This window comes from Thermofilum pendens Hrk 5, from assembly GCF_000015225.1.
Lineage (GTDB): Archaea > Thermoproteota > Thermoprotei > Thermofilales > Thermofilaceae > Thermofilum > Thermofilum pendens.
On record NC_008698.1, the window covers coordinates 1,442,503 to 1,467,919 of the forward strand.

A 25,417-nucleotide genomic window follows, 5' to 3' on the forward strand; every position below is an offset into this window, starting at 1 on the left:
GAAACAGTTTCTAAGGCCTCTCTAATAAATCTCTCCAAAACATATGGAAACTGTTTCCAAAAGCTCGTACGACGACGGTACTACGGTCAATGGTGTCGGATCACGTTATTGAAGCCTACTGGAAGGTTTTAGCTGTGAGTAGCGTAGCTACCAACGTGAGGAAGAGTCTCCAAAAGCTAGCTTTGTGGATCGTTACCTACGTGGTTGTAACTGCAACTGTGTTCACCGCTGTACCGTACTTCTTCCCCCTAGCTAAGCCCGTCATAGACGCCTACGCTACCTACATATCGATAGGACTCAGCCTGTTCTTCGGCTACATGATAATCAGGGCCTTCGCGGACACTGTTTACTGGACGCTCCGCGCGAAGTACCCCCACCCAACCGCGGCCGCTGTTAGGAGCCTCTTCACCATACTGGGTATAGGCGCGCTACTGGCCGGCATAGCCGGCGGGACAGCGGGTGGGGCGGCAGGCGTCGCTCTCGGAGGCTTCATCGGGATGGTGGTAGGATTCGCCTCGCAGCAAGTCCTGGGGCAGGCCCTCGCCGGCCTCTTCACGCTGATAGTAAGGCCCATAAGGATAGGCGACAGGGTTAACGTGGCCGGGGAGGAGGGAGTAGTCGAGGACATATCCACCCTCTTCACGGTTATAAGGAAGAGCGACGGGAGCCTCGCGCTCATCCCCAATAACATGGTTATAGGGTCGAAGATCTACGTGCTCCAAAGGGCGGAGGCCTAGCCAGCGCCCAGGTACGCGAATAGAGAAAGTAGGCCCCGAAGGCCTGCCGGGAAAAACCTTTTTTAAAGCTCGACGTGCCAGTACGGTTACGGGTACTCCACGTAGTCTCCAGGCTTTAGGACTACGACCTTGGTGCGCGTTGTCGCCTCGACTAGCTCCTTGAACTTTTCGGGGTCTGCCCTTATCTCGGGGAAGGTGTTGTAGTGCATCGGTATCGCCAGCCTCGGTCTTAGCAACTCGACGGCTTTCAGCGCCTCAACTACGCCCATCGTGAAGTGCCCGCCTATCGGTAGAAGCGCTACGTCGGGCGCGTAGAGCTCCCCGATCAGCCGCATGTCCCCGAAGAGCCCCGTGTCCCCGGCGTGGTACACCGCGGTATCCCTGCCGCGCACAACGACGCCCGTCGGTGCGCCCTTCGAAGAGCTGTGGAGAGCGGGCGTGAAGACAGCCTGGATGCCCTCCAGCGCCAGGGGCCCGCCTATGTTGGCGCCGACAGCCTGGACGCCCTCCTTGGACAGCTCCTCCGCCAGCTCGTACACCGCTACAACCTTGGCGCCCGTAGCCCTTGCTAGCTCCACCGCGTTGCCCAGGTGGTCTCCGTGGTCGTGCGTCACGAAGATGTAGTCGACCCTCGCTCCCCTATAGTCGGAGGGCTTCACCGGGCTGAGGGGGTTCTCGAGCCAGGGGTCAAGCAGGATCCTCCTCTTCCTCCCGTCGAACCCCTCGAGCTCGACGTCGAAGGCCGCGTGCCCAAGGTACCTGAGCCTCGCCACGCCTCCTAAACCTCCGCAGACCCGCAAAAACTTTGCGCAACGGTAGGGACAAATACGGGCTCCGCGTTACCTACACGTGTCTAGCCTGCTACGCGCGCCAAGGGGGCTTGTGAGGGGAAGGGGCCCTGGGCTCTCGCTCGAGGAAAAGGCTAGCCTCGTCGTCGGCTGGGGCTCTTCCAGGCGCCTACCGGGAGCCGCCGGGGAGACGCGGCCCGTCAGGGTACCGTCCATAGTGACTGCCGACGGCCCCTCTGGGCTCAGGGTTGAGCCTAGCGGGGGGCGCAGGTGGTTTGCGACAGCCTTCCCGGTGCCGACAATGCTGGCTGCGACGTGGAACCCCGAGGTCGTGGAGAGGGTGGGCAGGGCTATAGGAGAGGAGTGCAGGGCTTACGGCGTGGACGTGCTCTTGGCTCCCGGGGTGAACATGCACAGGCACCCGCTGTGCGGCAGGAACTTCGAGTACTTCAGCGAAGACCCTCTTCTCAGCGGGGAGATGGCGGCCGCGTACGTTAGGGGCGTGCAGTCCGTGGGCGTCGGTGCGACGTTGAAGCACTTCGCGGCTAACGACCAGGAGACTAACAGGACGGTTATAGACACCGTGGTCTCCGAGAGGGCTCTCCGCGAGATCTACCTCAAGCCCTTCGAGATAGCGGTGAAGAAGGCTAAGCCGTGGTGCGTGATGAGCTCCTACAACAAGCTCAACGGGAAGTACTCCTCCCAGAACGAGTGGCTCCTAACCAGGGTGCTCAGAGAGGAATGGGGGTTCGACGGGGTAGTGATGACGGACTGGGGGGCCGGGGACGACTCGGTGGAGCAGGTCAACGCTGGGAACGACCTGATAATGCCCGGGAGCGACGAGGCCGTCGAGAAGCTCTTGGAGGCCGCTAGGAGCGGCAGGCTGCGGCTAGAGGCTCTCGAAGCCTCCGCGGAGAGGGTTCTCAGGCTTGTGAGGAAGTCGCTAACGTACAGGGGCTACAGGCCTAGAGGCGCGCCGGACCTAGATGGGCACGCTAGGGTAGCCTACGAGGCGGCATCCGAGGGGGTCGTGCTCCTCAAGAACGAGGGAGCGCTACCCCTGGGCCCCGGCGCCAGGGTGGCTTTATTCGGGACGGGGCAGGTTGAGACGCTGAAGGGCGGGATGGGGAGTGGTCACACGCACCCGAGGTACGTGGTCACGGTACTGGAGGGGTTGAAGAGCGGGGGGTTGCTGGTCGACGAGGAGCTCTCCTCGATCTACGAGCGCTACGTGCGCGAAGCGAGGGGGGAGGAGTTCCTCGAGAAGCTCTACCTCGACGAGGTGTACGCGGACCCGCTACCCCAGGACATCGTCAGCGAGGGCGACGCGGCTAGGTTCGCCGAGAGGAACGACGCGGCGGTGGTCGTGCTCTACAGGGTCTCCGGGGAGGGGTGGGACAGGCGCCCGGTTAGGGGCGACTTCTACCTCACGGAGAGCGAGGAAAGGTTGCTGAGGCTCGTATCGCGGGAGTTCCGCGGGCGGGGTAAGAAGGTGGTAGTCGTGCTCAACGTGTGCGGCCCAATCGAGGTTGCGAGCTGGAGGGACCTCGTCGACGCGATCCTCGTAGTCTGGCTACCGGGGCAGGAGGCCGGCAGGGTGGTAGCAGACGTGCTGGCAGGCAGAGTAAACCCGTCCGGGAAGCTCCCTATGACGTGGCCGCGGGACTGGACGGACGTCCCGGCGGCGAAGGCGCCCGAGTGCTACCCGGGGCTACCCGTGGAGGATCCCCGCAGAGTCGTGTACTGCGAGGGGGTCTACGTCGGCTACCGCTACTACGATACCTTCGGCGTGGAGCCAGCCTACGAGTTCGGGTACGGGCTCAGCTACACGAAGTTCGAGTACAGGGGTCTCCGCGTCGCCTTGTCGCGCGGAGCCCTCAAGGTGTCCTTCGAAGTCGTGAACGCTGGGAGCCGCCCGGGCAAGGAGGTAGCGCAGGTCTACGTGCGGGCCCCTCGGGGCAGGATCGACAAGCCGTTCCAAGAGCTGAAGGCATTCAGGAAGACGAGGCTACTGGAACCCGGGGAGGCGGAGAGGATAAAGCTGAGGGTTAGCCTGAGGGACCTAGCCAGCTTCGACGAGCGCGAGAAGGTATGGGTAGTCGAGCCGGGCGAGTACGAAGTCAGAGTGGGCTCGTCTTCGAGGGACATCAGGCTTACTGAGCACTTCGAGGTAAAGCAGGAGCTGAGATTCGCGCCCTGAAAATCCCGGTAAAAGTCCTGGATACACTAGTGCCCAGCAAGCATCTCTTCGATCCTCCTCGATGCGACTCTGTCAGCCTCCTCCTCCACTTCGCGCTCTATTTTCTCCAGGTTCACCCTCTTCTCCCTCACCTCCCTAGCTATCGCCTCCAGGATCTTCCTGGCGTCCAGCTTCCTCAGGGCTATGGTGTCGTCGCTCAGCTCAACGAGCAACAGCCTGCTACCCTCGGCTAGCCCCAGCCTCTCCCGAACCTCCTTGGGGATGACCACCCTGCCCTCCGCGTCCACCACTACTACTTTGGCCATCTTGCCCACAATTTTCACACGGCCCACGATTATTTATATTTGCCCTTCCTAAAGGAAGAGCCAGGCGTCCGTTTCCTTCAGCTTTCGCTTGCCGTTTTCTCTCCCTTCAGCCACACCTAGGAGCTTAACGCGCCTGGCTGTTCTCGCGCGCAGATAGGCTGGCCGGGAGGGTTCCACTACAATGACTTCCCGGTTTCGGTCCGAGTGTAGGCTAAGCTTGTCCCACGCGCTCTTTCACGATGCTCTCAAGCTCCTTGATTGTCTCCTCGACTTTCCCGAGCTCGTACTCAACGAACTCCTCGTCGCACAGCCCGTCGTAGAAGCAGTCTATGTGTAACCCCCTTCTCCCTGGCCATGAACCTATCTCTCAGCGTGTTGAGCCCCAGCTTCTTCAAGGCATCCCTCTTCTCCCTATAGGTCTTTGCTTCAACGCCGAGTGTTTTGAGAAATTCCTCGACAGCCTTGTTAATGGCCAGCCAGCCCTTTTCAGCCGCCTGCCTAAGCTTCATGGAATCCCCGGTCTTCCTGTACTCGTCCAGCTCCCTCCGCGCCGCTTTAAGAGCCTTCCCAGAATCTTCGAACAATGCATTCACTCAGCAAAGCCCCCTCGTCTAGTCCCAGGACTACTAGCTTTAAACTTTCGCGTAGAGCTGTGCTTTATGCTCTCCGGCTAGGCCGTCAAGGAGGCTTCTCTGTTAATCCTTCGCCAGTAGAGCGCGTAGAGCGGGTTAAGGCACCTGGAAGCCTTCACCTCCGCGGCTAGCCTCTCCTCGACTTCCGCCGCTTCGCGGAAAGCCTCCGCGGTTATCCTCCTGAGCTCCTCGGCGCCTACGAGCCCCTTGAGGTAGCCCGTCCTCGCCTCCATGGCTTTCTCGAAGTACTTCCTCTCCACCCTCTCCATCTCCCGCGCCACGACGCCGGCGTACCTGGAGTACCCGCAGAGGAGCTTCCTGCTGAGAAGCTCATGCTTCCACCAGTAGCTCGCGCCCCCGTCGAAGACGTGGGAAGGCTTAGGCCCGAGGTCCGGGAGCCCCGCCGAGAGGAAGACCGGCTTGTACGCGCTTATACACGGCGTCGAGGTCCCCGTGACGAACGCTACCGGCGCCTCCTCGTATAGCAGCGCTATCATGGAAGCCGCCGTCTGGGAAGGCCTCGTGAGGCCCCCGGCATGCATGCATATATCCGCGTTGGACCCCCTCGACGGCTCGTACGGCTCCCTGGAGTGGCGCCTGAGGAGGCTCGCCACGAAGAAAAAGTCTATCTTCCCGACAGCCTTCTCCAGCTCTCCCTGCGTGTACCTGTGCCTCTCCCTGCCCTTCGAGACCCTCGTGTAGAGGAAGTCGGAGAAGCACTCCCTGAAGTTCACCGGGGAGCGGCAACCCAGCCTCCTGGCGGCTTCCTCGAGCCCCGGCGAGGAGGAGTCCCACCTCTCGCCTATGGTGAGCGCGTTCGAAATCGACCTAACGCTCTCTACGCGCTCAGCGACCCACTCGCGTCCCACAGTCTCCAGCACCCACGCCTCCCGGGGATCCGCCACCAGGAAGGAGTTGTTGTAGAACATCTTCCTGAAGTAGCTACAGTTACCGCCCTGCCCGTACTCCTCGAGCAGGGAGGTTATCCACTTCAAGGCTTCCCGCGCAGTCCTAGACCTCTCGAGCGCGAGCCTCACGAGATCCATGCCCGTCAGCCCCGTCTTCGAGTAGCCCCCGCGGGTAAACACAGCCTCGTTGCCAACCGCCACCCCGAACTCGTTGACGCCCATCTCCGCTCCCCACATCCAGAAAGGCCTCGATATGAGGACGGCGTAGGTCTCGTCTACCTGTTCAACCTCCACGTACGTAACGCGCACCCTTTCCTCCGTGTGCCGCATCCTCGGGACGAACTCGAGCACCTGGGCCTCGTTCGGCTCGCGGTCACTGTTCTTCGCGAAGATCGTTACTCCGTCCCTCGTCGCCCCCCTCAGGGCAACCAGAGTATCGCACACAAAAGTAGAAGCCGCGGAAACCTAATATCTTTTTGCGTCGCATCAAGGTCGGCTTCGGTAGAAGACGCGCCGAGTAACGAGTCGTGAGGGAAGCTAGGCTTCGCGACAGGCAGGGCGCTTCTTCCGCACGAAAAGGAACTAGTCGAGGGGTATTTCGCCTACTTTCTCAAGGGTGCTGGAGGAGTACACATTGACGGATGCCTGCGACACCGTGAATACCTCGTCTGGAGTGTACACTGTCCTCAGGGCGCCCGGGTGCTCCAGTAGCTTCACGAAGGAGAGCCTCCCATTCTTGACTTCGACCACCATTACGCCGCCGGACCCCGTGTACCAGAGGCTGACGGGTATGTACGCCCTCCCGTTGCTCGGGTCGAAGCTGAACGCGTGGTGGTCGGACGTTACGGGGGACGAGGCGGCGATAGTGACCGTGGAGGCCTCCCTTATAGCCTTCGGGTCGGAGACGTCGAAGAGGGATACCTTGAGCCTCCTATCGTCTGTGAAGCCCACCCCTAGGAGTAGCTTGCCGGTGACGGGGTGTAGGTACTCGCTGAAGCCGGGAGCCTTCACGTAGCCGAGAACGCGCGGGCTGGACGGGTCCGAGAGGTCCACTGCGAAGAGCGGGTCGACCTGCCTGTAGGTAACTAGGTACATCGTGCTCCCGACGAGCCTCGAGGCGTAGACTCTCTCGCCGGGGGCTAGCCCGGTGAGGTTGCCCTTGACCTTCAGGTCCTCTAGGCTTACGGAGAAAACGTTGTTAGAGGTGTCCGCCGCGGGCTCCACGCCCACGTAGACTATAGGCCTGCCGGCGCGTAGCGAGGTGGGTTGCACTGTGATCGGCACGACGATTTCGCGGCACGAGCCACCGCTACAAACCTCCACCGTTACGTTGCGGCTTGGGGGGCTCGGGGGCGTAATGAGCGTCTTCGCAATCGAGGCTCTCACCCTCCACTCCCCCGAGGTCGTGGCTACGACGAAGTAGCCGCCGAGCTCCTCCATCGAGAACTGGTCGAGAACCCTCCCGGGTACCTCGACGGAGCCCCGGTAGCTGACCTTCAGCCCGCTGACGGCGAAGACCTTGAAGATCGTCTTGTCCGGTATCGGCGGGACCTCTGCTGCAGCCTTCTCCAGAATATCCCTCGCTACATCGTAGCTCACCGAGGATAGGTAGTCCTCCAGCGCGTTGAGAGCTTCGCCGAGCAACCCTTGAAAAGCCAGCCCGGAGACCCTGCCGGAGACGCCGCCGGGTAGGCGCTTGGACACAGCTTCCAGGAACTCTTTGAGGGCCTCCTCGTATACTGATGGGTAGGACGCGACGTAGAGCCTGTTCTCGCCCATGTAGATCCAGCTACTCGGGGCTGAGGTGAACGCGTACGCCGAGTGCTTCCCCGTGGAGAGGTCCATGCAGAGGAGCACCAGGTACCAGGATGCCGACGGGTCTATCTTCGCGACCGAGCCTGGCGGTATGGGCTCGCCGTCTACCAGCGGGAGCTTTACCTCTAGGGGCGCGGACGTGAGGATGTACACCACGCCGCCCAGCATGCGCGCGCCGAGCGGGTAGCCAGACACCGAAGAGGAGTACAGAAGCCTGGGGCTAGACGGATCCTCGATAGAGTACACCAGGAGCGTCGTGTTGGCAACGCCGCCCAGGTAGGGGGGACTCCCGGCTCCCGGGAGGACTACGAGGGGTCTGATCAGTGGCGTCGACGTTATCACGGCGAGCCTAGACCCCTCCAGGAAGAGGCCGAAAACCTGGGACCCAGCTGAGATCTTGCCGAGAACCTTTCTCTCGGCGATCCCCACGATGTAGACCTCCGACCCCCTCGCTACAGCTATTACCCCGCTACCTGCCTTCACGATGTCCGGCTCGTCCACCCCGACTACCTGGACGTTCGTCTTCGATACCTCCGCGGTTGCCGCCCGCGTAGCTTCGGTGGGGAGCACGGCGCCCGCCGTGTAGGCCCGAGCTGTTTCCAGTGCCTTCAACCTGGACTCCGCGAAGTCCAGGATTTCCTTCAGGGACGCGAACGTCTCGCCACCCAGCGGGTAGAACTCGAGGAGCCGCTGGCCCCGGGCGCCAGTCTCAGCCGTGGGGGCCGCGCGGGGCCCCAGCGCTACGTAGAGCGCGAAGGGTGTGAGCGCGCCGATAAGGGCTAGCAACACTACGGCTACGAGCATCCTCCTATCCAAGGCTTTTCACCGCGATTTCTACGCCGGGCACCCTTATCACTCTGCTCTTCGAACAACACCGTTCAGGCCGCCGTACAGCTGTAAGTTCATATTCGTACGCGCGCTGTGTACATGTATGTCCGGTGAGCCGGAGCTGTCTGGGACAGCCCTGAGAATATACCTGGAGTTACTCCAGTCAGGGGAAATGGGGGTGCGGGAGCTTGCGCGGGAGCTCGGGCTACCCCCGAGCACCGTTCACTACCACTTGAACCGCTTGGAGGACCTGGGGCTCGTGAAGAAGGGGGAGGACGGCTACACCGTGGCTAAGCGTATAAAGCTCAAGGACTACGTGTTCATAGGTAGCAGGGCTTTCCACAGGCTCCTGCTCTACTCGGCGTTCTTCCTCGGCCTCTCGGCCGGGGAAGCTCTGCTAACGCTACAGGGCGGAGAGCTGAACCCAGACCGCGCCGCCGCAATCCTCGCCTCGCTACTCAGCGGGCTAGCATTCCTCCACGAATACCTCAGGGCTAGGTGAAAGCGTTCGATAAGGAACTTCCACTCAAGCTAGAAGCACGTGACCTTGTCGAGAGGCTGAATAAGAGAACTTTATACGGTTATTGTAATAACCCACGATATGAGGTTCGCGGCGGAGACTGCGCGGAGAACGATACTCATGGCGAACGGGGAGAAGGTGCTCGACGGAAACACCCGGGAGGTACTCACGGCGCTCGACGTTCTCAGAAAGGCCGCCATAAAGCCGCCGCAGATAGTCCAGTTGTGCTACGAGCTACGCAAGGCAGGCATCGAGCTGAACGCCCTAACGATACAGGAAGCAGTAGAGGAGATCGTAAGAGCTTACAGGTCGCGCGTAAACAGAGGCTAGCGTTGCAGGTTCCTCAGCGCTTCAGCCACAGCCTTTACCAGCCTTTCGACCTCCCGCAATGCGTCCTCAACGTCCTCCCTGGTGGCCAAGCCCTCGTAGAAGTTAACGTGCATGGAGCTCGCAAGCATGAACGCAACCCTAACCCAGCCGCCGAGCCTCCTCGCTACCCGATCCTTGTATACCCACAGCTCCGCGTGCGACTCCAGCCTTCTCCCCTCCGTGGCCAAAGCATAGGCCTTAATGGCGAGAGCGCAAGCCCCCCAGACCTTCTCACCCGCCTGCCTGAGGTCACCCTTGCTGAGCTCCTCCCTAGCCTGCTGAAGCAACCGGAGGGAGGCTTCGAGGTACTTCTCGGAGGCAACCTCCGGGTCGAGGAACCTAAGCACGGAGTCAGCGAGGTACTCGTCTGTGCTGACACCGAGCGCCGACGCCCTCTTCGCGATTTCCTCGACCACTGCTCTCGGTAAAACGACCGTCTCGGACATTGCTACCTCTTATACCCGCGCTAAGTACTTATGCTTAGCGCATACAAGCACGCGCCTCAACCCCCTCTAAGTCTGGCTTCCATCGCTGAAAATTTATACTGTTAAGCCTTCTTTCTAAAGTGGGCGGTGGTGGCTATGGACGCCGTCTTCCAGGTTTTGATCGCCCTAGTAGCGGCGAGCGTAGTGCTTGTCCTCGTTGGCTTCATACTGGTAGCCCTCTCGGCCCTCAGAGGCTCCCCCGGAGAGTCGAAAGTCGAGGCGGGAGGAGTGCTCGTCGTCGGACCCATACCGGTTATCTTCGGGTCTAGCCCCGAGGCCGCCAGGAAGGTCGCCTACCTCGCCATAGCCATAATGTTCCTCTCCGTGTTCCTGCTGATCCTCCTCAACTTCCTGAGAGGGGTGGCTCCCAGGTGAGGAAGCTGGAGGAGCTCGGTTTTTCGCTCGTAGCGCTCGGCTTCCTGCTAGCTGTAGCGTCGATCCTAGCCCTCGCCGCCTACTCGTTTATCGCGTCGCCGGCGTCCGTGGGGTTCGCGGGCTGCGTAGTCATAGGCTTCGTGCCGCTATGCTTCGGGTACGGCTCCTCCGCCGGGCTTGTGCTCGCCCTCCTCGCGGTAGCCCTGACGGCCCTCGTAGCCTTAGCTGTACTCGCGTGGCTGTGGCTACGCCCGAAGGGCTACTCCTCCTGATACCTCACGTAGTCGGGGTTGTAGCCGTTCTCGGATAGAAGGCCCTCGAGGTCCTCTACCTCGACTACGTAGTCCTCCTTCTTCTCGTCGTACCCCAGAACCCTTATGCCCATCTCGAGAACGTCCTCGCCCCTGCTCAGCCTGTCCTCTATCTCCATGAGCTCCTCGTCGGAGATGAGCTCGCACTTCTCGAGGTATCCTAGGAGCTTCCTCAGGGCCATCCTCCTAGCCAACGCCCACCTACCCTCGACGCTTAGATAACAGTGGGAGCTATAAAGATAGCGTACAAGACCCCCTCTAACTGCTCCGCGCGCCGTACCGAGGAGAGAGAGAAAAAAGCCTTACTCCTCGCCTCCCTTCTTGAAGAAGACCACGTAGATCATGTACCCGGCTGCCGCGAAGAGCACGAGCACGCCCAGCACTGTTGCCGCGTAGAGCGCCGGATCCTGGGCTAGTGGGCTGACATTTTCAAGGTTTAACGCTCGCGTGAGGATGGTCCTGTAGGGTTCCGGGAGCTTGTCGGCTATAAGGGGAGCGTTAGCTACGAAGAACGGGTACTGGCTGAAGGCGTTGAGGTATTCCCCTGTAAGCACGGTTAGGGCAGCCGCTACTGCCGCGGTTATGGTTGCCTTGTAGCCCGCCGGGGATTCTAGGAGGCTTTCTCCCTTGCCGCGCGGGAGCAGCACCAGTAGCAGTGCGGCGCCCTGCACAGCTACGAGAACCATCTTCACGAGGAAGAGCCAGGCGTAGTTAGACGTTGTAGGTGCTGGTAGCGAGGCGCCCAGCGGGGCGAAGATATTGTTGAACTTCACAGGGACGTTCACTAGGGAGACTGCGTACCAGGCGCCTAGGAACATCATCGCGAAGAGAAGCATCGAGGCGTAGCGGAGGCTGAAGACGTACAACCCCCTCTCAGCGTCCGTCAAGGCTGTCCTAAGCCCCTTGAACGCCAGTACCGCCGCTACGAAGAGGAAGCCAGCAACGAGGGCGCCTACCACGCTTTTAAGGTAGAGCGGCGGGAACGTCGGGTTGAGAAGCGCCTGAACTACGTTGAGGCTCGGCTTCTCCCCGAGAACGAGCCCCGCGGGCGTGTTGAGAAAAGCGAAGACAGCCCTGAAGCCTAGCGGTATCGTGTACGCTGTGGCCGCTAGTAGCCAGCCTACGGCCTCGTGGACCTTCGGGCTGAACCTGTCCCAGCCGTACCAGAACGCGACTATGGCGAAGAAGTGGAGCATAATGGATACAATCGATATGCCGAATGGTACCATCGTCAGGTTCCCGGCTACGCCGACGAATTCTGGGTAGAAGCTCGCCAGGAAAACTGTGAACGCCGTACCCATGACTCCCGCCAGCCCGTACGTAGCCGCGTACACTTTGAACAAGGAGCGCGCCACGCCTTCTAGCCCCTTGTCACCGAGCGCCCTAGACCTCTTGACGAGGAGCGGCACTATCGTCGAGAGCGCTATCCCTATATTCACTGCAACGATGTGTACCCCGAATACCAGCGCCATGAAGAGCACGGGGGCGTTCATTCACCACCACCCCTCAGGGAGGGCGCGAGGAGGATCCTCCAAGACGCGTAGATGAGAGCGGCGAGCACCCCTAGGAAGATCGAGGCTACGACCGCGTACTCGGCGGCGCCGGCCGGATTAGCCGTGTGCGCGACGTCGACCGTCATGACGCCGTATATCGTCCAAGGCTTCCTGCCCATCTCCCTGACAGCCCACCCGAGGAAGGAAACGGCGTGGGCAATCACGGGGGACACGGCAAACCCGTACAGCGTCAGCCTACCCGGAGCCCTCCCCGTGTAGATAAGCACCGTCCCGGCTAGCGCGAGTAGCCCTAGGAGCAACGAGAGCCCTATCTTCGAGTAGTAGAGGTAATGCAGGATCAAGGGCGGCCTGCAGTCCTGTACCGGCGGCAGGTTGTCGAGCCTACAGTAGTCGACCGGTATCTCGTCGTATGAAGGCATCGCGGCGCCGGGGTTCCCGAATATTATCGCCTTCATCAAGGACTCTATCCCGAGCGCCCTGGGGATGCTCAGCACAGCCTTGCTCGTACCCTCCATCGCCGCGAGCTTCTCCGGGTTGTACTTCGCTATCTCCGTCCCTATAACGTGCCCGAAGACGGCGCCTTGCACGGCCACGGCGACCAGGGAGAATACCACCCCGAAGCGCAGGCCGTCCGCGTAGTACTTGGACTCCCTTCTGGAGAGCAGGGACAGGAGGGCGTAGGCTCCCGCGATGGTGAAGCCCGTTACTGTGAGCGCCGCCCCGACGGCGTGCAGAAAGCTTCCAACAAAGACAGGGGACTTGAAAGTCACTGTAGTGTAGCCGACGGTTCTAACAGTCTCCGTGAGCACAGCGTCTACGACGTCTTTTACCAGCGTGGCTTTAAGGCTTGGAAGAGCCTCGGGCTTCACCACTAGTGCCAGCACGCTCTCCCCCACGGTTCTACCTCCCCACGCCTCGTAGGCGAGGCGCGCTACGATCCTCGAGGGCATGTACACCGCGACTCCCCCGCCTACCCGCCCGACGACCTCCATACCCAGCGACTGGAGCTTCCCGACGTCCAGAGCGTCTACGAGCCGCTCCGGGACTACTAGGAGAATTTTGGGGTACCCCTGCGAGTAGAGCCAGCCGGCTTCCTGGCTGAAGGCTGGCGAGACCCCCGTCGGAGCCACCATGTAGCTATTCACGCTCATAATCATCGCTCCGCTCAGCCAGGCGCCGAGAAGCGCCAGGAAGGCTACCGCTATCCTGCCGTTAAGGGATAGCTTGCCCCAGCCGAAGACCAGCAGGTAGATGAAGGTTATCTCCGTTAGGAAGGCGAATATCTCTACGTAGAGCGGGAAGTAGATGTACCTCCCGGCGGCCTCCAAAAGGTTCGGCCATATCACGAGGAGCCCGAACTCCGAAGCCGTACCGCTAGCTGCTCCCACGGCGAACACTAGTCCGAGGGCCTTCGCCGATGTCCTGGCGAGCTTGAGCCAGCTCTCGTTAGCAGTCCTCTTGTAGGCTAAGAGGGCGACGAGGATTACCAGCGGTAGCCCGAGTACGTACTGGAGGATGAACCAGTGGATCTCTATGCCTATTATCGATAGAATTCTGTCGATCGCAGCAGGGTAGCTCAACCACTGCTCTAAAAGGTTCATGCGCTCACCTTTTTCATTCAACAAAATTATGAAGTAATCGTAATAAAAATCTTTGGTTTACTTTCTGAACTCTAAACGTTCACCTCTTCGAGGAAAAAGCCTACCCGCAAAGGTAGAAACCTTTTAAGCCTAGGGGCGCATTGCTACACGTGTACTTGGGGAAAATTCCGAGGCCCGGCTTCGGTATCAGGATACCCGAGGTCGTAGCCCCTCCCCTGCTGAGCGCCTTCAAGAGCCTCGGAATGACCGGGTCGCTCATGCTTTCCTTCAACAGGGAGACCGCGCCCGCCGAGTACATCGAGTCTAGCGACCCCAGGCTCTTCTACTTCGGGCACACCGGTACGAGCATAGGGGGCTTTATACGAAGCGTGAAGGAGTACTCGAAGGCTCTCTCCGTACCCGTGGAGGTAGAGGCCGACCACGTCTCCATACTGGGCAGCGTGGAGAGAGCATTGAAGAAGATAGCCGGCGTCCCCGTGGAGGAGCCGCTGAGCGAGGAGGAAGTATCCTGGTCTATTGGGTACGTGGAGAGGGAGCTCAGGGAGGCCGCCGAGGCGGGAGGCGTGGACTTCGTCACCATAGATACGTGCGAGCTCATAGACTACTCGTACGATAAGGTGGGCGCGGAGGAGGTGGCGGCGGCTTACGAGGAGGTTTTCGACGGGGATGAGAGGAGAGCGCTGGAGGAGAGGTACGAGGGGGTGCACTACTTCCTTGGCGGCGACCGCGTAGTCGCCGTGAGGCTCTCTAGGGAGGACGTGGCGAGGCTCGCCGTGAAGTACAGAAGGAGCCTCGATTACGCCGAGAGGATATACCGGGCCGCTAGGGAGGCGATGGGCGTCGAGCTAGGCTTTGAGGTCGCGTTTGACGAGACTCCCGGGGTCAGCGAGGCCAGGGAAGTCTTCTTCTACTTGTCCGAGCTGTTGCGGCGGGGGCTAAGAGTGGACTTCATCGCCCCGAACGTGGGGTTCCGGAAGCGGGAGGACTACTCGGGGGATCTCCACGCGCTCTACGAGAGGCTGAGGAACCTCCACGCGGTGGTCTCGTCCATGAACGCCTACCTCTCGATACACTCGGGTAGCGGTAGCCACCCCTACTCGGACAAGGGCTTCGGGGTCTGGGGGGTCGTGGGGAGGGCTACGGGGGGCGCGGTGAAGTACAAGATGTCGGGCGTGCTCGTACAGCTCCTGCTCGAGGTGATGGCTTCCTACCCGCCGGGCTCTGAGACGAGGAGGCTCTACGAGGAGATATACAGCGAGGTGGTCGAGCACCTAAGGTGGGTCGTCAAGGCGAAGGCTAGCCTCTACTCCCCCGAGCTAGAGACTTTGCTCAAGCGCTACGAGGCGGCGCAGGACAGGTTCGACCCCAGGGCTGACGTCTTTCGGCACTACTTCTACGTCTTCCAGGCCTTGAGGGACGAGGGGGGCGCCAGGAGGCTTAGGGAGAGGCTCGTGGAGCACTACCGCGAAAACCCCGGGCTACGGGAAAGGTACGAGAAAGAGCTACGGGGGCTCGTCGAGAGGCTAGCCTCCCAGCTCGGCTACGCGGGTAACGCCTACAGGTACAGGGTCGTGTACGCGTAGCGGGGGAGAGGCGTGGCGACGTTGCCCGAGGTGCTCAAAAGCGCCGTCGAGGAGATACTCCGGAGGAGGCCGGCCCTCGTCTTCCTGGGGAACTACCTGCGCGGCGACGACGCCGCAGGCCTCCTAGTAGGGGCGCGCGTAAAAGCCTCGGCCGAGTACCCCTACGTCTTCGTGTGCGAGGAGGGGCTAGAGAACTGCCTACACGAGCTTCGCCGGGCGGGCGTAAAGGTAGCGCTCATCGTGGACGCGGTCGACGCAGGGCTGGAGCCGGGAAGCATCGTGCTGTCGAGGCTCGACGCCGCCTACGAGGCTCTCCCCTCGACGCACAAGCTACCCTTGAGGCTTGTGGCGGAGTACCTGGGGCTCGAGGAGGTCTACGTGCTCGGCATACAGGTGCAGAACCTCGAGGTATCGCAGGGAGTTTCGCGCCCAGTCGCCGAGTCTGCGCGCAGGCTGGCGGAGGCACTGCTGGAAGCCCTGGGGAGGCTAGGAGCCCAGCGCTGACCGCAACGCTTCCAGGGGGATCTGCCTGAAGGCAAGGTACTCTTCGAGGCTTGGAAGAGCCTTCTCTAACGCACCAGGCTTAACCTTCAGCCCGAGCTCCCTCTCCGCGAAGCAGGCTAGCCAGCGCTCCGCGGGAACCCCCGTCGGGTAGTACACGGTGTACTTCCCGATTCTAACCCTCTGGACGTAGCCTAGGCGCTCGAGTATGGAGAGGTGCCACTGAACCTCCCCGAAGCTTACGCCCGTCTCCCTGGAGATCCTGCGCATACTCGCCCCGGGGTTCTGCTTCAGGTACTCCAGTATCCTCACCCTTTTCTCGCTCCTCAGCACGTCCTCGCGCTTCGCCACGTAGTAGGCTACCGGCGCTGAGAGAGCTGCGAACAGCTTCTGCCTGCCGCTCTCGGTTAGCGTGAGGTAAGAGGTAGCGGCGACCGCCGCCACGGCAACCGCTACCTCGGCTACGGGCGGGGATGCGGCGCGGGGAGGCTCCACCACTACCAGGGACACTGTATCCTCGACGTAGCCGAGCCCCCTATTGTCGAAGGTGTAGGTCAGGCACGCGTAGTCCCCGCCGCCCCGAACCTCCACCACGCCGAGAGAGGCCTTCGCGGAGGCTATCCCGGCGTTGTAGACGCACGCAATGGTCTCTTCGGACAGCTTCGAGAGGGGCGGAACCCTCACCGAGAGCACGTAGAGGTGCGTCCCGTTGCTCGAAGACGAGCTCTTAAGGGTAGCCGACCCGCTTAGGACGACGAGCGCGGGCGGCTGGGCCTCCGAGCGGTAAAGCCCGGCGACGTAGAGAGAGCTGAGCAGTAGCAGCAACGCCAGGAAAGCTCTTTTCTCCATGGTCCTGCTCTTCACGACTCATCCCGGCGTAAATAAAGCTAGCGCTATACGAGGAATATCGTGGGCGAACCAGTGGCTTTGGCGACGGCTACGAGCAGTATCACGAGGATCCAGGGTATCGATGCCGCCGCGTAGACCCTGAGGTCTGTCACCGCCTTGTACATGGCGTAGAGGACGGCGGTCAGGGAGGCTAGCAACGTGTAGAGGTAGACGTGGAAGAGGAACTTCGACGCGAAGTACGGGAAGAAGGGCACCAAATACGCAATCATGAAGCCATCTATGAACGCGAGGACTATCCCCGCCGCGAAGGCGCTCCACTCGTCCTCGCTCGAGGGCTTCCCTTTCGCGAGCCTCAGCACCGCGGACGTGAGAACGGCTACTAGGCCCGAGAGCGTCGGCACCAGCATACGTGCTCGCAGAAAAGCCGAAAAACAATATTTAAGCATTTTAGTTCGTTCTCCGGGCTAAACGGTACCCGCGGCTCTCGGCGTGCTAGCTGTAGTGCCTCTTCATCTCCTCGTTCCCGGGTAGCGATAGTATCTCCTCCCAAACCTTCTCTGCCTGCTCCTCGCTCCTCGTCCTCGGGTCCAGCATGAGCCAGTCTATAAGGAACTGCCTCCCGCCCTCCAGGAAGGCGGCTATCGCCATCTCCGCGCGGAGCAGCCTGGGCTGCATGACGAGCGAGAGTATCTTCCTCGGTAGCCTCAGCCCGGTCTTCGGGTGTATACCGCGGGCGTCCACCCTGGCCGGCACCTCGACTGCCACGTTGCTGGGTATGCCTTCTATCGCGTTGCCGTTGAGCACGTTGACCTGGTACTCGCCCGGCTTGTCGAGCATGAGGCTCTCGATTAGCGGGACGACACTCTCCTCGGTCCTGGTCTGCGGGAAGAGGGAGGAGACCGGTATCCTCGGGTCGGAGGCCGCCTGGGCCAGCGTTGCCAGCCAGTACTCCTGGTGCGCGGTGTAGAGAGCCCAGCCTATCTCGCTGTCGGGGCCGCCCGTAGGGCCGTACCAGTACTGCTTCGTCTTGAGGCTCGAGTGGTACTTCCAGGTACCTCCTCTGACGGTGTCGCCTACCGGGAAGAGCCCGTAGCGCCTGTACATGTCGACAGCCGCAGGGGACATCTGTATGTCGAAGGGGTTTACCTGCCTCATCCTCCACTGCGACCAGTACTGCTCCGCCTTCTCCTCTACCCACCTGTCTATGAGCGGGTACGCGTCCTCCCCGTCGTAGGTGAACTTCGTCAGCCATATCACGTGGTTGAAGCCTATAGCCTCGAAGCCCACCCTCGCCGGGTCGAGCCCTATCGTCTGCGCTATCTCCTTGTAGCCCAGGTGCCCGTGGCACAGCCCTACGACCTTGACCCTCGTCTCCCGCGAAATCAGTGTTGTAAGCTCGAAGACGGGGTTCGCCATCTGGATCAGCCAGGCGCCCGGCGCCAGCTCCTCGACGTCCCTCGCTATGTCCATCGCGAGCTTCCACTGGTAGTAGCCCCATATCGTGTGGTAGTCGCTCACCATGTTCCACTCAACGCTGTTCACGCCCCGGTAGTAGCCGTGCTTCTCGCTAACCTCGCGCATAAGCTCGTAGTACCTGTGCCCACCGTACATCGCCGTGTTTATCACGACGTCCGAGTCCCTCACAGCCTCCTTCCTGTCCGTCGTGTAGAAGAAGTTGTACTCCGCCCCGACCTCCGACTTGTACTTCTCCGCGAGACCCCTGAGGATGCGTAGCCTCTCCTCGTTTATATCCATGAAGTACACGTCGCTACCGTACAGGGAGGGCGTGTGCAGGAGGTCGTGTACGAGCTTAGAGCTCCACGCAACGCTACCTGCGCCTATAACGCTTATTTTTATTTTCGGCACGCGCGACACAGAGCCCTCGACTCTTAAAAGCTTTTTTAGCTAACGAGATTTACTCTGCGCACAAACCAGCGAGAGGAGCCCGCCGAGGCGGCGGAAACTCGCGGCCGCGGTGCAGGCGTAGCCGGGGGCTTACTCGCGCTCAATGGAGCTACGAAGGGCTAGCGCCGTCTCAACGAGCTCCCTGAGCCTTCTCGCGTGCAATTTCTCCTCGGGGGTAGCGGGGCTCTCCTCCACAGCCCTGAAGACCTCGATTAACACCCTGTAGAGCTGCTCGTCGAAGGGTATACGGGACCTAGGCTTGACCACGAGGTACTCGTGGACCTTCCACGCAATGTCGGGCGGCACTCGCTGTATAGCCCTCCCGAGGACGCCGGAGAGGAAGAAGGAGTAGCTCGCCCTGTATACCCACGTGCCAACGGACTCCTCCGCCTCCCTCACGCACTGCTCCCTGAGCCTCGTCTCCGAGCAGGCGTCGACGTAGTCCTTGACGGACTTGACGGACCACTGTACGGCCATTACATGCTGTTTGCGTCGAGGACTCTAATAAGCCTGTCATCGACCATTAAAAGTTTCTTCAAAGCATAGGAGTGACTTAAAGTAGGCGCAACGCATCGAGCTATGCTACCCGAATAAACCTAGCATCGCGCTGCCGGCCAGGGAGTGCGATGAAGTACGCCGACCGGCACTCGAAAGACTGCAACGTACTCATAGCGTTCATAGAGGAAGATTGAGGGGCAACGCCGCAGAGCCATCCTGCAGGACCAAGCGTAGAACGCCTCTTGGAACGCCTGAGGCAAGCACTGGCAAAGCGCTCAGAAAGCTGGGCAAGAAACCGAAGAATAAGGTGCCCGGCCTCTCCTCCGCTATGAACGTAGTGCTAGTGTCGCGAGCTTTTTAAGCGCGTGTTTCGCATGGCACTACCGTGGCGGGGGAGAAGGGCTTTAGGCGCTCGCTGACGCTACTAGACGCGGTTTCCGTAGGGCTAGGCGCGATAATAGGGGCCGGTATATTCGTGCTGATAGGCATAGCGGCAGGGCTAGCGGGCCCCGCCGTGGTCTTAGCAGTCCTCGTATCCGGGCTGAGCGCGTCGCTGACCGCGCTTAGCTTCGCGGAGCTTGGCTCGGCCCTCCCGAGGGCGGGCGGGGTCTACGAGTACGGGCACACGTTGCTCCACCCGGCGGTGGGCTTCCTCATGGGGTGGATGTGGGTAGCCGGCAACATAGTGCTGGGGGCTACCGCGAGCCAGGGGTTCGGGTACTACCTTTCGGCACTGGTTCCCAGCGTTAACCCGCGGGTCGCCGCGCTCGCGCTGGTCGTGCTCGTAACGTTGCTCAACGCGCTCGGCGCGAAGCTGTCAGCGGTCGTTAACGACGTGTTCGTAGCGGTGAAGGTTTCCGTGCTACTACTCCTGGTAGCCGCGGGGGCGGCGCTCGTGAAGCCCGAGAACTTCCAGCCGTTCGCGCCGAAGGGGCTTCTCCCGGTGATGGAGGCCTCCGCCCTCTTCTACTTCGCCTACATAGGGTTCCCGCGCATATCGACGCTCGCCGAGGAGGTTAAAGACCCCGAGAAGAACATACCGAGAGCCATACTGCTAGCCCTCGCGGTATCCGCCGCGCTCTACGCGCTCGTAGCGGTGGTCGCGGTGGGGGTCGCCGGGTACGAGGCTTTAGCCTCCAGCAATGCCCCCCTCGAAGAGGTAGCGCGCAGGGTCGGCGTGGGGTGGGTGGTCGGCGTGGGAGGGCTCGTCGCGACGTTCAGCGTCGTGCTGACGTCCGTCATGGGGCAGTCCAGGGTTTTCTACGCGATGGCGAGGAACAGGGAGATCCCAGACAAGATAGCCGAGATAAACGAGAAGCTCGGGACGCCGGTTTACTCAGTGCTACTCTCCGGGACCGTGATGCTAGTACTCGTAGCCCTCTTCGACATCTCCCGGCTGGCGATGGTTACAAGCTTCCTGGTGCTCGTCTCCCACGTACTCACGAACGTGGCGGACGTGAAGCTCTACCTGGACGGGGTAGACCCGCCCTTCAGGTCGCCCCTAAGGCCCTGGCACGCGGTTGCCGGCGCCTTCACGAGCCTTCTGCTCAGCCTGAGCGTCGAGAAGACTGCGCTCGCTATGGGGCTAGCCGTGATAGCAGCGGGGGCTCTGTGGTTCTTCGCGTACACCCGCGCGCAACACGGCGGTAATGCTTAAATACTCGGGAGAACACTTTTCTCCGTGTCCGAGAAGGCTGGTTTCTACGTGGACGGCATGCGGTTGCTGAAAGGCTACTCTGAAGCCATGCTCGCCTCGCAACTGGTAAACCTCGTGGCCCTGCTCGTCTTCGCCCTCCTATTGCCCGGCTTCCTCCCATCCGTACCGGAGCTGTGGGCAGGCAAGGAGGCGCTCCGCCTAGGCGCAGCGTTGGCACGCCACCTGCTACTCTTGCTACTGGTGCTCATCCTCTTCATCGCTGGCGGGGTGCTGTGGCTCTTCGCTGTCTTCGCGCGCCTGATACCGGCGGCCGACAGGCTGGCTAAGTGGAGGGAGGCTCTGGGCGGCTCCTCGAAGATGATCAAGTACGGCTACTGGGCGAGCCTCGCGCTCGCAGTGCTCGCCGTAGTCGCTCTCGTGGCATTCGCGCTACCGGCTATGCCCGCGCTCGCCGGGCGCTACCCACCCGTTGGCCCCGAAGCTATGCTGGCCGTAATGACCGGCTTCATCGTTGTGCTACTACTGGTAGTCCTTGCGGCCATCGCGTCTTTCGTGGCGCGGATAGGCGAAATACTGATGCTCTTCGAGCTCTCCTCGGCGACCGGGCTGGACAGCTTCAAGACGGCGGCTATACTCGAGGTAGTACAGATACTGCTCTCGTTCCTATCCGCAGTCCCCCACGCCCTCGCCGTAGCAGGCTTGCTCTCAGTAGCGCTGTTCATCGCCGCCCTCGTGCTCATAAGGGAGGGTTCCGCCAAGGCGCTTGCCCAACCACCGGCCGCCTAGGGCTCCTTGCGTAGACGTACGTATATCTTCGCGCCGCCCCTAGCGGTGCACACAGCCCTCAGGGGGCAGGAGGCGCACGCCGACTCACTACAGGCCAGCCCCTCCTCCGAGAGGATGCCGGCGTCGCGGAGCATCAGCAGGATGAGCTTCACCCTGCCCTCCGGGATACCCGTCTCGGCGCTAAGCCTCCCGACGTCCACCACGCCTATCCTCCTGGCTACCTCGAGAACCCTCGCGGCGTCCCTAGCGAAGTCGGCCCGATCCATCCGCACCCACTTCTCTAACCGCGCGCACTAAGATTTATTTTGATCTACCGAGCGTAGACGTGCGTGAAGGCCGCGTTACTCTACGGTCCGGGAGACCTGAGGGTCGAGGACGTACCGCTCCCAGAGAAGCCGGAGGGATGGGCACTCGTAAAGACCCTCGCGGTCGGTATCTGCGGGACGGACAAGGCGTTCTACAAAGGCACGTACCCGCTCTTCAAGAAGCCCCTCATCCCCGGGCACGAGGTCTCGGGGGTCGTCGTGGAGGGGCCGGAGGAACTCGTGGGCAGGCTCGTGGTCTCCGAGATCAATTTCCCGTGCTGGAGGTGCGAGTACTGCAGGTCGGGCCTCTACACTCACTGCCCCTACAAGAAGACTCTCGGCATAGACTTCGATGGGGGCCTCGCCGAGTACTTCGTCGCCCCTGCAACCGCGCTTCACGCCGCCGAGGGCTTAGACCCCGTAGTCGCCACCGAGGTCGAGCCCCTAGCGGCCTTGCTCAACGCGCTGAGGCTCAAGCCGCCCGCCCCGGGCGACAGCGTAGCCGTGGTGGGAACCGGGAACCTCGCCGTGATGCTCGTCCAGGTGCTCAAGGACGCGGGCTTCAGGCCCGTCGTCGTCTCGCGGGCTGGTAGCTCCAAGGCAGAGATACTCAGGAGCCTAGACGTTGAGGTGGTGACGGCAGAGCAGGCGTCCAGGCTGGGCGGCGAGTCCGGGGACGGCGTCGGGTTCGACGTGGTGTTCGAGGTCTCCGGGGACCCCTCAGCGCTTAACCTCGCGGTCGACCTCGTAAAGCCGAGGGGCACTGTTCACTTAAAGTCGACGCCCGGCAACCCTGGGAGCGTTAACCTCACCAAGGCCGTAGTCAAGGAGGTCGCCGTCATCGGCTCCAGGTGCGGTACCTTCAGGGAGTTCCGCGAAGCCATAAGGCTGTTGAGAGAGGGGAGGGTGAGGCCCGTGATTACCAGCGTCTACGGCGGGTTGGAGAAGGCGAGGGAAGCCTTCGAGAGGTCGTTCAGGCCCGGAGAGGTAAAGGTCGTAGTCAAGCCATAGCTCTTTACCCAGCCCCAAAGCTATTAATATTCGATACAGCCTCTTGATCCTTGATGAGCCTGTCTATAGCCGAGAAGCTACTAGAGGAGCTTAGGCAAAGGGAGGACCTCAGAAGGGGTCTAGCGGAGGAGCTAGTCTCGGAGATCTTCGGGGACAGGAGGCTGAGGATAGCCGTGCTAACCGCTCTCTACAGAGATGTTGCCACAAAGCAGGATTTGAAGGAGCTGAGAGAGGGGATTAGAGGGGATATCGTAAGCCGCGCCGACACCGTCGAGCAAAAAATCGGGGCGCTCGAACAAAGGTTCAACTCGCTGGAGCAAAGAATCAACCTACTGGAGCAAAAAATCGACCTAGTGGAGCGGAGAGTTGGCTCGCTGGAGCAGAGAATTGCCAGGCTCGAGGGAATGATGGGGTTATTCGTAAAGTTGTTCATTGCATTTAACGTCCCGATACTGGTGGGTGTAGTGGGGATCCTCTTGAAGATGGCCCTCTTCCCGTAGGGCCCTCGGCGGGTATGCGTACCCCTTAACGGTCGAGGCTGGCCGCAAGCTCCGCCAAGAACTTCTCGAGCTCGCCGCACGGGATCCTGGCGCCGGCCGCCTGTCTGTGTCCTCCCCCGTGCCCACCGTGCCTCGGGGCTATCCTTCTCAGCAGGGCGTTGAGGTCCACTCCGCCGGTAGACCTAAGGCTCATCACGCACGTTTCCCCTCTGCGCTCTACGGCTACGCCTACCTTCACGCCTCTCTCCACCCTCGCGTAGAAGGCCGCGGTGCCCAGGCTCCCGCCAGGGTCCATGACGTAGGCTACCTGCCCAACGACCAGAGCCTTCTCACGAACCCTGACCCTGAGCTCCTCGTTGAGCAGGCTCTGCCTCGCCGCGAGCTCTACGAGGCTCTTCTCCCGCGACGGCACGCCGCCGCCCGCCAGGAGGTCCACGACCCTCCTCTTCGACTCGTAGTCCCTCCCCAGAGCCTCGAGAGCCAGCACGAGCACGCCGGCGTCGAAGAAGAGCGTCTTCAAGTCCCACTCCTCGAGAGCCTCCGCGACCCACGCGGTTCCCAGGGCGTGGTCGCCTATAGCGCCGTAGAGCGCCACCCTGCTCATCTCTCTGGGAGGCTTGAAGAACCTGTAGGCAAGCTCCGCCGCGCAGGGCCCCTCCTCGTGGACGACCCTCACGCCGGGTACGCGTATCTTCTCCAGCGCCTCTCCACCCGGGTGGTGGTCTACGTAGACGACCTCTGCGCCCAGCGAGCGGAGAACCTCCGCTAGCCTCGGCGCGCCGGCCTCGTCGACGGCGACGTCGAGTATGATCACGGGGCTCCTGCCCCGGGCGAACTCCTCCAGGTCCTTCGCGAGCCCCACCGGGTGCGTGAAGAAGACCTCTGCGTCCCTGTAAACGCTCTTCGCTATGGCGGCCGCCGTCACGCCGTCGGAGTCGCCGTGCGCAAGTATAACGCCCGCCACAAGAACTCTTCCTGGAGGCAGGTTTATATTCTGCTCGTCTATCTCGTGGGTGTGAGGGTACTGGTTCCAGCTGTTCCGAGCGGTGGGAAGTACTTAGTGTCGCCGCACTTCGGCAGGGCGCCATTCTTCGCGGTAGTCGTAGTCGAGGGTGGTTCCGCGAAGCTTGAGAGGGTGGAGAGGAATCCGGTCGCCCCGACCGTAGAGGAGGGGAGGGGGCACGCGGTCCTGGGGTTCGTCCTCTCTTTGAGGCCGGACGCGGTCGTAGTCAAGGATATAGGGGCGGGGGCTTTCTACAGGCTCCGGGAGGCCGGCGTGGAGGTCTACGCCGTTGACAGACACGTGGAGGTCGTCGAAGCGGCCTCGATGCTTGCGAGGGGCGAGCTGAGGCGGCTGGAGGCGCCCACGGAGAGCCACGGGTGATGGTGGTGGAGGGCGAGGCGTTCTCCAGGACTTACACCGTTCAGCGGGAGCACCTCGCTAGGCACATATCGCTGGGGGACACCGGGATACTCTCGACGCCGAACCTCGTGGCCTTCATGGAGGAGGCTAGCAGGGTGTTCCTCGACGAGAAACTCGGGAAGGACTACACGACTGTCGGTGTGAGGATAGACGTGCACCACGTAGCGCCGGCGCTGCTAGGCTCCCAGGTGGAGGTCAGAGGGAGGATCTTGAGGAGCGACGGGAGGAGGGTGACCCTGTGGATAGAGGCGTGGAGCGGGAAGACGCTGATAGGTTACGCGGTGCACGAGAGGGCCGTGGTTAAGAGGGAGGAGTACCTGGAGAGGATAAGGAGCATGCTGTCCAGCCGGGCGGGCGGCTGAGGAGAGACACCGTGCGGGCCGCGTATAGCTACGTTTACGCGCTCCTACCGGCGCTACTCTGGCCCCTAGCGTTCCTCGCGTTCAGGGAGGTGTTCGTGCAGGCAATGCTTGGGGCAACGCTGGTTCTAGCAATCTCGACCGTAGCCTTTAGGCGCGGAGCCCTGAGGCTGGGCGCCGGCGCACGGGAAGTCGCGCTGGGATTGCTCGCGGCTATCCCGCTCTACCTCGTCTTCGTTGCTGGGAAGCATTTCCTCGCGGCGCTCGGGTACTTCTACGCAGTCGAGCAGGTATACTCTATGGTGCGGGAATCCGCCCGCAGAGACCTGCTCCTCGCAACCGCGCTCTGCGCGATAGGGGCTTCCGAGGAGGTCTACTGGAGGGGCGGGCTCCTCTCCTTTCTCGTGGAGCGCTTCGGCTCTACCCGCGCAGCACTAGCGGTGATGGTGTCGTACTACACTCTAGTACACGTGTACACGCTCAACCCGGCGCTCATGCTCGGAGCGCTAGTAGTCGGCGCCTACACGGGGCTCGTTGCAACGAGGCTCGGGCTCGCGGCCGCAGTTTCTACGCACGTAGCGTGGCTCTACTTGGTGATCCTGCTCTTCCCCCTCGGCTAACCCTTCGACTGTTGGCTGACAGTCGAGGCTGG

The 25,417-nt window shown here is 61.6% G+C and carries 30 protein-coding genes; 15 read left to right on the forward strand and 15 right to left on the reverse strand.

Annotated features, from left to right (window positions below):
* Positions 1 to 89 precede the first annotated feature (89 nt).
* Positions 90 to 737 carry a mechanosensitive ion channel domain-containing protein gene (locus TPEN_RS07640; protein WP_011753154.1) on the forward strand — a complete coding sequence of 216 codons (648 nt, stop codon included), beginning with the start codon at positions 90 to 92 and terminating at the stop codon, positions 735 to 737.
* 86 nt (positions 738 to 823) lie between these two features.
* On the opposite strand, the gene TPEN_RS07645 is transcribed toward TPEN_RS07640, so the two are convergent.
* The gene (locus tag TPEN_RS07645) at positions 824 to 1,510 is read right to left on the reverse strand and encodes a metal-dependent hydrolase (RefSeq protein WP_011753155.1); all 687 of its coding nucleotides are present in this window, start codon (positions 1,508 to 1,510) and stop codon (positions 824 to 826) included.
* Positions 1,511 to 1,619: 109 nt separating this feature from the next.
* Between TPEN_RS07645 and TPEN_RS07650 the strand changes: the two genes are divergently transcribed.
* Positions 1,620 to 3,725: a glycoside hydrolase family 3 C-terminal domain-containing protein gene (locus TPEN_RS07650; RefSeq protein ID WP_011753156.1), complete on the forward strand. Its 2,106-nt coding sequence runs from the start codon at positions 1,620 to 1,622 to the stop codon at positions 3,723 to 3,725.
* A 26-nt stretch (positions 3,726 to 3,751) separates the two neighbouring features.
* Here the strand turns inward: TPEN_RS07650 and TPEN_RS07655 are convergent, their stop codons facing one another.
* From TPEN_RS07655 to TPEN_RS07670, 4 genes are all read right to left on the reverse strand, one after another.
* A complete protein-coding gene (locus tag TPEN_RS07655; protein WP_245534161.1) occupies positions 3,752 to 4,030 on the reverse strand; it encodes an AbrB/MazE/SpoVT family DNA-binding domain-containing protein in 279 nt (92 codons plus the stop codon).
* A gap of 287 nt (positions 4,031 to 4,317) precedes the next feature.
* Positions 4,318 to 4,614 carry a hypothetical protein gene (locus tag TPEN_RS07660; RefSeq protein WP_245534162.1) on the reverse strand — a complete coding sequence of 99 codons (297 nt, stop codon included), beginning with the start codon at positions 4,612 to 4,614 and terminating at the stop codon, positions 4,318 to 4,320.
* Positions 4,615 to 4,700: 86 nt separating this feature from the next.
* Positions 4,701 to 6,014 carry a C69 family dipeptidase gene (locus tag TPEN_RS07665; protein ID WP_011753159.1) on the reverse strand — a complete coding sequence of 438 codons (1,314 nt, stop codon included), beginning with the start codon at positions 6,012 to 6,014 and terminating at the stop codon, positions 4,701 to 4,703.
* Positions 6,015 to 6,152: 138 nt separating this feature from the next.
* Complete coding sequence (locus TPEN_RS07670; RefSeq protein ID WP_011753160.1) at positions 6,153 to 8,201, reverse strand: beta-propeller domain-containing protein; 2,049 nt, start codon at positions 8,199 to 8,201, stop codon at positions 6,153 to 6,155.
* 115 nt (positions 8,202 to 8,316) lie between these two features.
* Between TPEN_RS07670 and TPEN_RS07675 the strand changes: the two genes are divergently transcribed.
* Both TPEN_RS07675 and TPEN_RS07680 read left to right on the forward strand, forming a co-directional pair.
* Positions 8,317 to 8,715, forward strand: a complete 399-nt coding sequence (locus TPEN_RS07675) for a winged helix-turn-helix domain-containing protein (RefSeq protein WP_011753161.1) — start codon at positions 8,317 to 8,319, stop codon at positions 8,713 to 8,715.
* Between the two features lie 99 nt (positions 8,716 to 8,814).
* A complete protein-coding gene (locus TPEN_RS07680; RefSeq protein WP_011753162.1) occupies positions 8,815 to 9,063 on the forward strand; it encodes a hypothetical protein in 249 nt (82 codons plus the stop codon).
* Here the strand turns inward: TPEN_RS07680 and TPEN_RS07685 are convergent.
* Positions 9,060 to 9,548, reverse strand: coding sequence for a PaREP1 family protein (locus tag TPEN_RS07685; protein WP_011753163.1), 489 nt, complete (start codon positions 9,546 to 9,548; stop codon positions 9,060 to 9,062). The genes TPEN_RS07680 and TPEN_RS07685 overlap by 4 nt on opposite strands.
* 135 nt (positions 9,549 to 9,683) lie before the next feature.
* Between TPEN_RS07685 and TPEN_RS07690 the strand changes: the two genes are divergently transcribed.
* Together TPEN_RS07690 and TPEN_RS07695 are read left to right on the forward strand one after the other, a co-directional pair.
* The gene (locus tag TPEN_RS07690; RefSeq protein WP_011753164.1) at positions 9,684 to 9,962 is read left to right on the forward strand and encodes a TIGR00304 family membrane protein; all 279 of its coding nucleotides are present in this window, start codon (positions 9,684 to 9,686) and stop codon (positions 9,960 to 9,962) included.
* Positions 9,959 to 10,234: a TIGR00304 family membrane protein gene (locus TPEN_RS07695; RefSeq protein ID WP_011753165.1), complete on the forward strand. Its 276-nt coding sequence runs from the start codon at positions 9,959 to 9,961 to the stop codon at positions 10,232 to 10,234. The genes TPEN_RS07690 and TPEN_RS07695 overlap by 4 nt, the downstream gene beginning before the upstream one ends.
* Here TPEN_RS07695 and TPEN_RS07700 read toward each other — a convergent pair.
* The 3 genes from TPEN_RS07700 to TPEN_RS07710 form a co-directional block, all read right to left on the reverse strand.
* Complete coding sequence (locus TPEN_RS07700) at positions 10,222 to 10,467, reverse strand: hypothetical protein (RefSeq protein WP_011753166.1); 246 nt, start codon at positions 10,465 to 10,467, stop codon at positions 10,222 to 10,224. The genes TPEN_RS07695 and TPEN_RS07700 overlap by 13 nt on opposite strands.
* Positions 10,468 to 10,575: 108 nt before the next feature.
* Positions 10,576 to 11,766 carry a cytochrome ubiquinol oxidase subunit I gene (locus TPEN_RS07705; RefSeq protein ID WP_011753167.1) on the reverse strand — a complete coding sequence of 397 codons (1,191 nt, stop codon included), beginning with the start codon at positions 11,764 to 11,766 and terminating at the stop codon, positions 10,576 to 10,578.
* Positions 11,763 to 13,388, reverse strand: coding sequence for a cytochrome ubiquinol oxidase subunit I (locus TPEN_RS07710; RefSeq protein ID WP_011753168.1), 1,626 nt, complete (start codon positions 13,386 to 13,388; stop codon positions 11,763 to 11,765). The genes TPEN_RS07705 and TPEN_RS07710 overlap by 4 nt, the downstream gene beginning before the upstream one ends.
* Before the next feature lie 149 nt (positions 13,389 to 13,537).
* On the opposite strand from TPEN_RS07710, the gene TPEN_RS07715 reads away from it, so the two are divergent.
* Both TPEN_RS07715 and TPEN_RS07720 read left to right on the forward strand, forming a co-directional pair.
* Entirely contained in the window at positions 13,538 to 14,971 is a 1,434-nt protein-coding gene (locus TPEN_RS07715) for a tagaturonate epimerase family protein (RefSeq protein WP_052885294.1), read from the forward strand.
* Between the two features lie 12 nt (positions 14,972 to 14,983).
* Entirely contained in the window at positions 14,984 to 15,475 is a 492-nt protein-coding gene (locus TPEN_RS07720) for a hydrogenase 3 maturation endopeptidase HyCI (protein ID WP_011753170.1), read from the forward strand.
* On the opposite strand, the gene TPEN_RS07725 is transcribed toward TPEN_RS07720, so the two are convergent.
* The 4 genes from TPEN_RS07725 to TPEN_RS07740 all read right to left on the reverse strand — a co-directional run bounded on the left by TPEN_RS07725 (position 15,458) and on the right by TPEN_RS07740 (position 18,703).
* The gene (locus tag TPEN_RS07725) at positions 15,458 to 16,321 is read right to left on the reverse strand and encodes a winged helix-turn-helix domain-containing protein (protein ID WP_052885295.1); all 864 of its coding nucleotides are present in this window, start codon (positions 16,319 to 16,321) and stop codon (positions 15,458 to 15,460) included. The genes TPEN_RS07720 and TPEN_RS07725 overlap by 18 nt on opposite strands.
* Before the next feature lie 44 nt (positions 16,322 to 16,365).
* A complete protein-coding gene (locus tag TPEN_RS07730; protein ID WP_052885296.1) occupies positions 16,366 to 16,728 on the reverse strand; it encodes a hypothetical protein in 363 nt (120 codons plus the stop codon).
* A gap of 85 nt (positions 16,729 to 16,813) precedes the next feature.
* Entirely contained in the window at positions 16,814 to 18,196 is a 1,383-nt protein-coding gene (locus TPEN_RS07735) for an alpha-glucosidase/alpha-galactosidase (RefSeq protein ID WP_011753173.1), read from the reverse strand.
* Positions 18,197 to 18,316: 120 nt separating this feature from the next.
* On the reverse strand, positions 18,317 to 18,703 hold the full coding sequence (locus tag TPEN_RS07740) for a hypothetical protein (protein WP_011753174.1): 387 nt from the start codon (positions 18,701 to 18,703) through the stop codon (positions 18,317 to 18,319).
* A 406-nt stretch (positions 18,704 to 19,109) separates the two neighbouring features.
* Here TPEN_RS07740 and TPEN_RS07745 point away from each other — a divergent pair, with 406 nt between their 5' ends.
* Positions 19,110 to 20,381 (forward strand): APC family permease, encoded by a 1,272-nt coding sequence (locus TPEN_RS07745; protein ID WP_011753175.1) that lies wholly within the window; start codon positions 19,110 to 19,112, stop codon positions 20,379 to 20,381.
* Between the two features lie 24 nt (positions 20,382 to 20,405).
* Positions 20,406 to 21,167, forward strand: a complete 762-nt coding sequence (locus TPEN_RS07750; protein WP_011753176.1) for a hypothetical protein — start codon at positions 20,406 to 20,408, stop codon at positions 21,165 to 21,167.
* Here the strand turns inward: TPEN_RS07750 and TPEN_RS07755 are convergent.
* Complete coding sequence (locus tag TPEN_RS07755) at positions 21,164 to 21,433, reverse strand: hypothetical protein (protein ID WP_011753177.1); 270 nt, start codon at positions 21,431 to 21,433, stop codon at positions 21,164 to 21,166. The genes TPEN_RS07750 and TPEN_RS07755 overlap by 4 nt on opposite strands.
* A gap of 63 nt (positions 21,434 to 21,496) precedes the next feature.
* On the opposite strand from TPEN_RS07755, the gene TPEN_RS07760 reads away from it, so the two are divergent.
* Both TPEN_RS07760 and TPEN_RS07765 read left to right on the forward strand, forming a co-directional pair.
* Positions 21,497 to 22,483 carry an MDR/zinc-dependent alcohol dehydrogenase-like family protein gene (locus TPEN_RS07760; protein WP_011753178.1) on the forward strand — a complete coding sequence of 329 codons (987 nt, stop codon included), beginning with the start codon at positions 21,497 to 21,499 and terminating at the stop codon, positions 22,481 to 22,483.
* 53 nt (positions 22,484 to 22,536) lie between these two features.
* Positions 22,537 to 22,983, forward strand: a complete 447-nt coding sequence (locus TPEN_RS07765) for a hypothetical protein (RefSeq protein WP_011753179.1) — start codon at positions 22,537 to 22,539, stop codon at positions 22,981 to 22,983.
* Positions 22,984 to 23,008: 25 nt separating this feature from the next.
* Here the strand turns inward: TPEN_RS07765 and TPEN_RS07770 are convergent, their stop codons facing one another.
* On the reverse strand, positions 23,009 to 23,947 hold the full coding sequence (locus tag TPEN_RS07770; protein ID WP_011753180.1) for a DHHA1 domain-containing protein: 939 nt from the start codon (positions 23,945 to 23,947) through the stop codon (positions 23,009 to 23,011).
* 51 nt (positions 23,948 to 23,998) lie between these two features.
* On the opposite strand from TPEN_RS07770, the gene TPEN_RS07775 reads away from it, so the two are divergent.
* From TPEN_RS07775 to TPEN_RS07785, 3 genes are read left to right on the forward strand one after another with little or no spacing between them, the layout of a single operon-like run.
* Positions 23,999 to 24,367 (forward strand): NifB/NifX family molybdenum-iron cluster-binding protein, encoded by a 369-nt coding sequence (locus TPEN_RS07775; protein ID WP_052885297.1) that lies wholly within the window; start codon positions 23,999 to 24,001, stop codon positions 24,365 to 24,367.
* Positions 24,367 to 24,768 (forward strand): thioesterase family protein, encoded by a 402-nt coding sequence (locus TPEN_RS07780; protein ID WP_011753182.1) that lies wholly within the window; start codon positions 24,367 to 24,369, stop codon positions 24,766 to 24,768. The genes TPEN_RS07775 and TPEN_RS07780 overlap by 1 nt, the downstream gene beginning before the upstream one ends.
* An 11-nt stretch (positions 24,769 to 24,779) precedes the next feature.
* Positions 24,780 to 25,385, forward strand: coding sequence for a CPBP family glutamic-type intramembrane protease (locus TPEN_RS07785; RefSeq protein ID WP_011753183.1), 606 nt, complete (start codon positions 24,780 to 24,782; stop codon positions 25,383 to 25,385).
* The last annotated feature ends 32 nt before the right edge of the window (positions 25,386 to 25,417 follow it).

Bases quoted from the DNA above. Each gene is read 5' to 3' on its own strand.
- TPEN_RS07640 (WP_011753154.1), top strand. From the start codon at position 90: ATGGTGTCGGATCACGTTATTGAAGCCTACTGGAAGGTTTTAGCTGTG.
- TPEN_RS07690 (WP_011753164.1), top strand. From the start codon at position 9,684: ATGGACGCCGTCTTCCAGGTTTTGATCGCCCTAGTAGCGGCGAGCGTA.
- TPEN_RS07740 (WP_011753174.1), bottom strand. From the start codon at position 18,703: ATGGCCGTACAGTGGTCCGTCAAGTCCGTCAAGGACTACGTCGACGCC.
- TPEN_RS07675 (WP_011753161.1), top strand. From the start codon at position 8,317: ATGTCCGGTGAGCCGGAGCTGTCTGGGACAGCCCTGAGAATATACCTG.
- TPEN_RS07705 (WP_011753167.1), bottom strand. From the start codon at position 11,766: ATGAACGCCCCCGTGCTCTTCATGGCGCTGGTATTCGGGGTACACATC.
- TPEN_RS07710 (WP_011753168.1), bottom strand. From the start codon at position 13,388: ATGAACCTTTTAGAGCAGTGGTTGAGCTACCCTGCTGCGATCGACAGA.
- TPEN_RS07685 (WP_011753163.1), bottom strand. From the start codon at position 9,548: ATGTCCGAGACGGTCGTTTTACCGAGAGCAGTGGTCGAGGAAATCGCG.
- TPEN_RS07765 (WP_011753179.1), top strand. From the start codon at position 22,537: ATGAGCCTGTCTATAGCCGAGAAGCTACTAGAGGAGCTTAGGCAAAGG.
- TPEN_RS07725 (WP_052885295.1), bottom strand. From the start codon at position 16,321: ATGGAGAAAAGAGCTTTCCTGGCGTTGCTGCTACTGCTCAGCTCTCTC.
- TPEN_RS07680 (WP_011753162.1), top strand. From the start codon at position 8,815: ATGAGGTTCGCGGCGGAGACTGCGCGGAGAACGATACTCATGGCGAAC.
- TPEN_RS07780 (WP_011753182.1), top strand. From the start codon at position 24,367: ATGGTGGTGGAGGGCGAGGCGTTCTCCAGGACTTACACCGTTCAGCGG.
- TPEN_RS07655 (WP_245534161.1), bottom strand. From the start codon at position 4,030: ATGGCCAAAGTAGTAGTGGTGGACGCGGAGGGCAGGGTGGTCATCCCC.
- TPEN_RS07730 (WP_052885296.1), bottom strand. From the start codon at position 16,728: ATGCTGGTGCCGACGCTCTCGGGCCTAGTAGCCGTTCTCACGTCCGCG.
- TPEN_RS07755 (WP_011753177.1), bottom strand. From the start codon at position 21,433: ATGGATCGGGCCGACTTCGCTAGGGACGCCGCGAGGGTTCTCGAGGTA.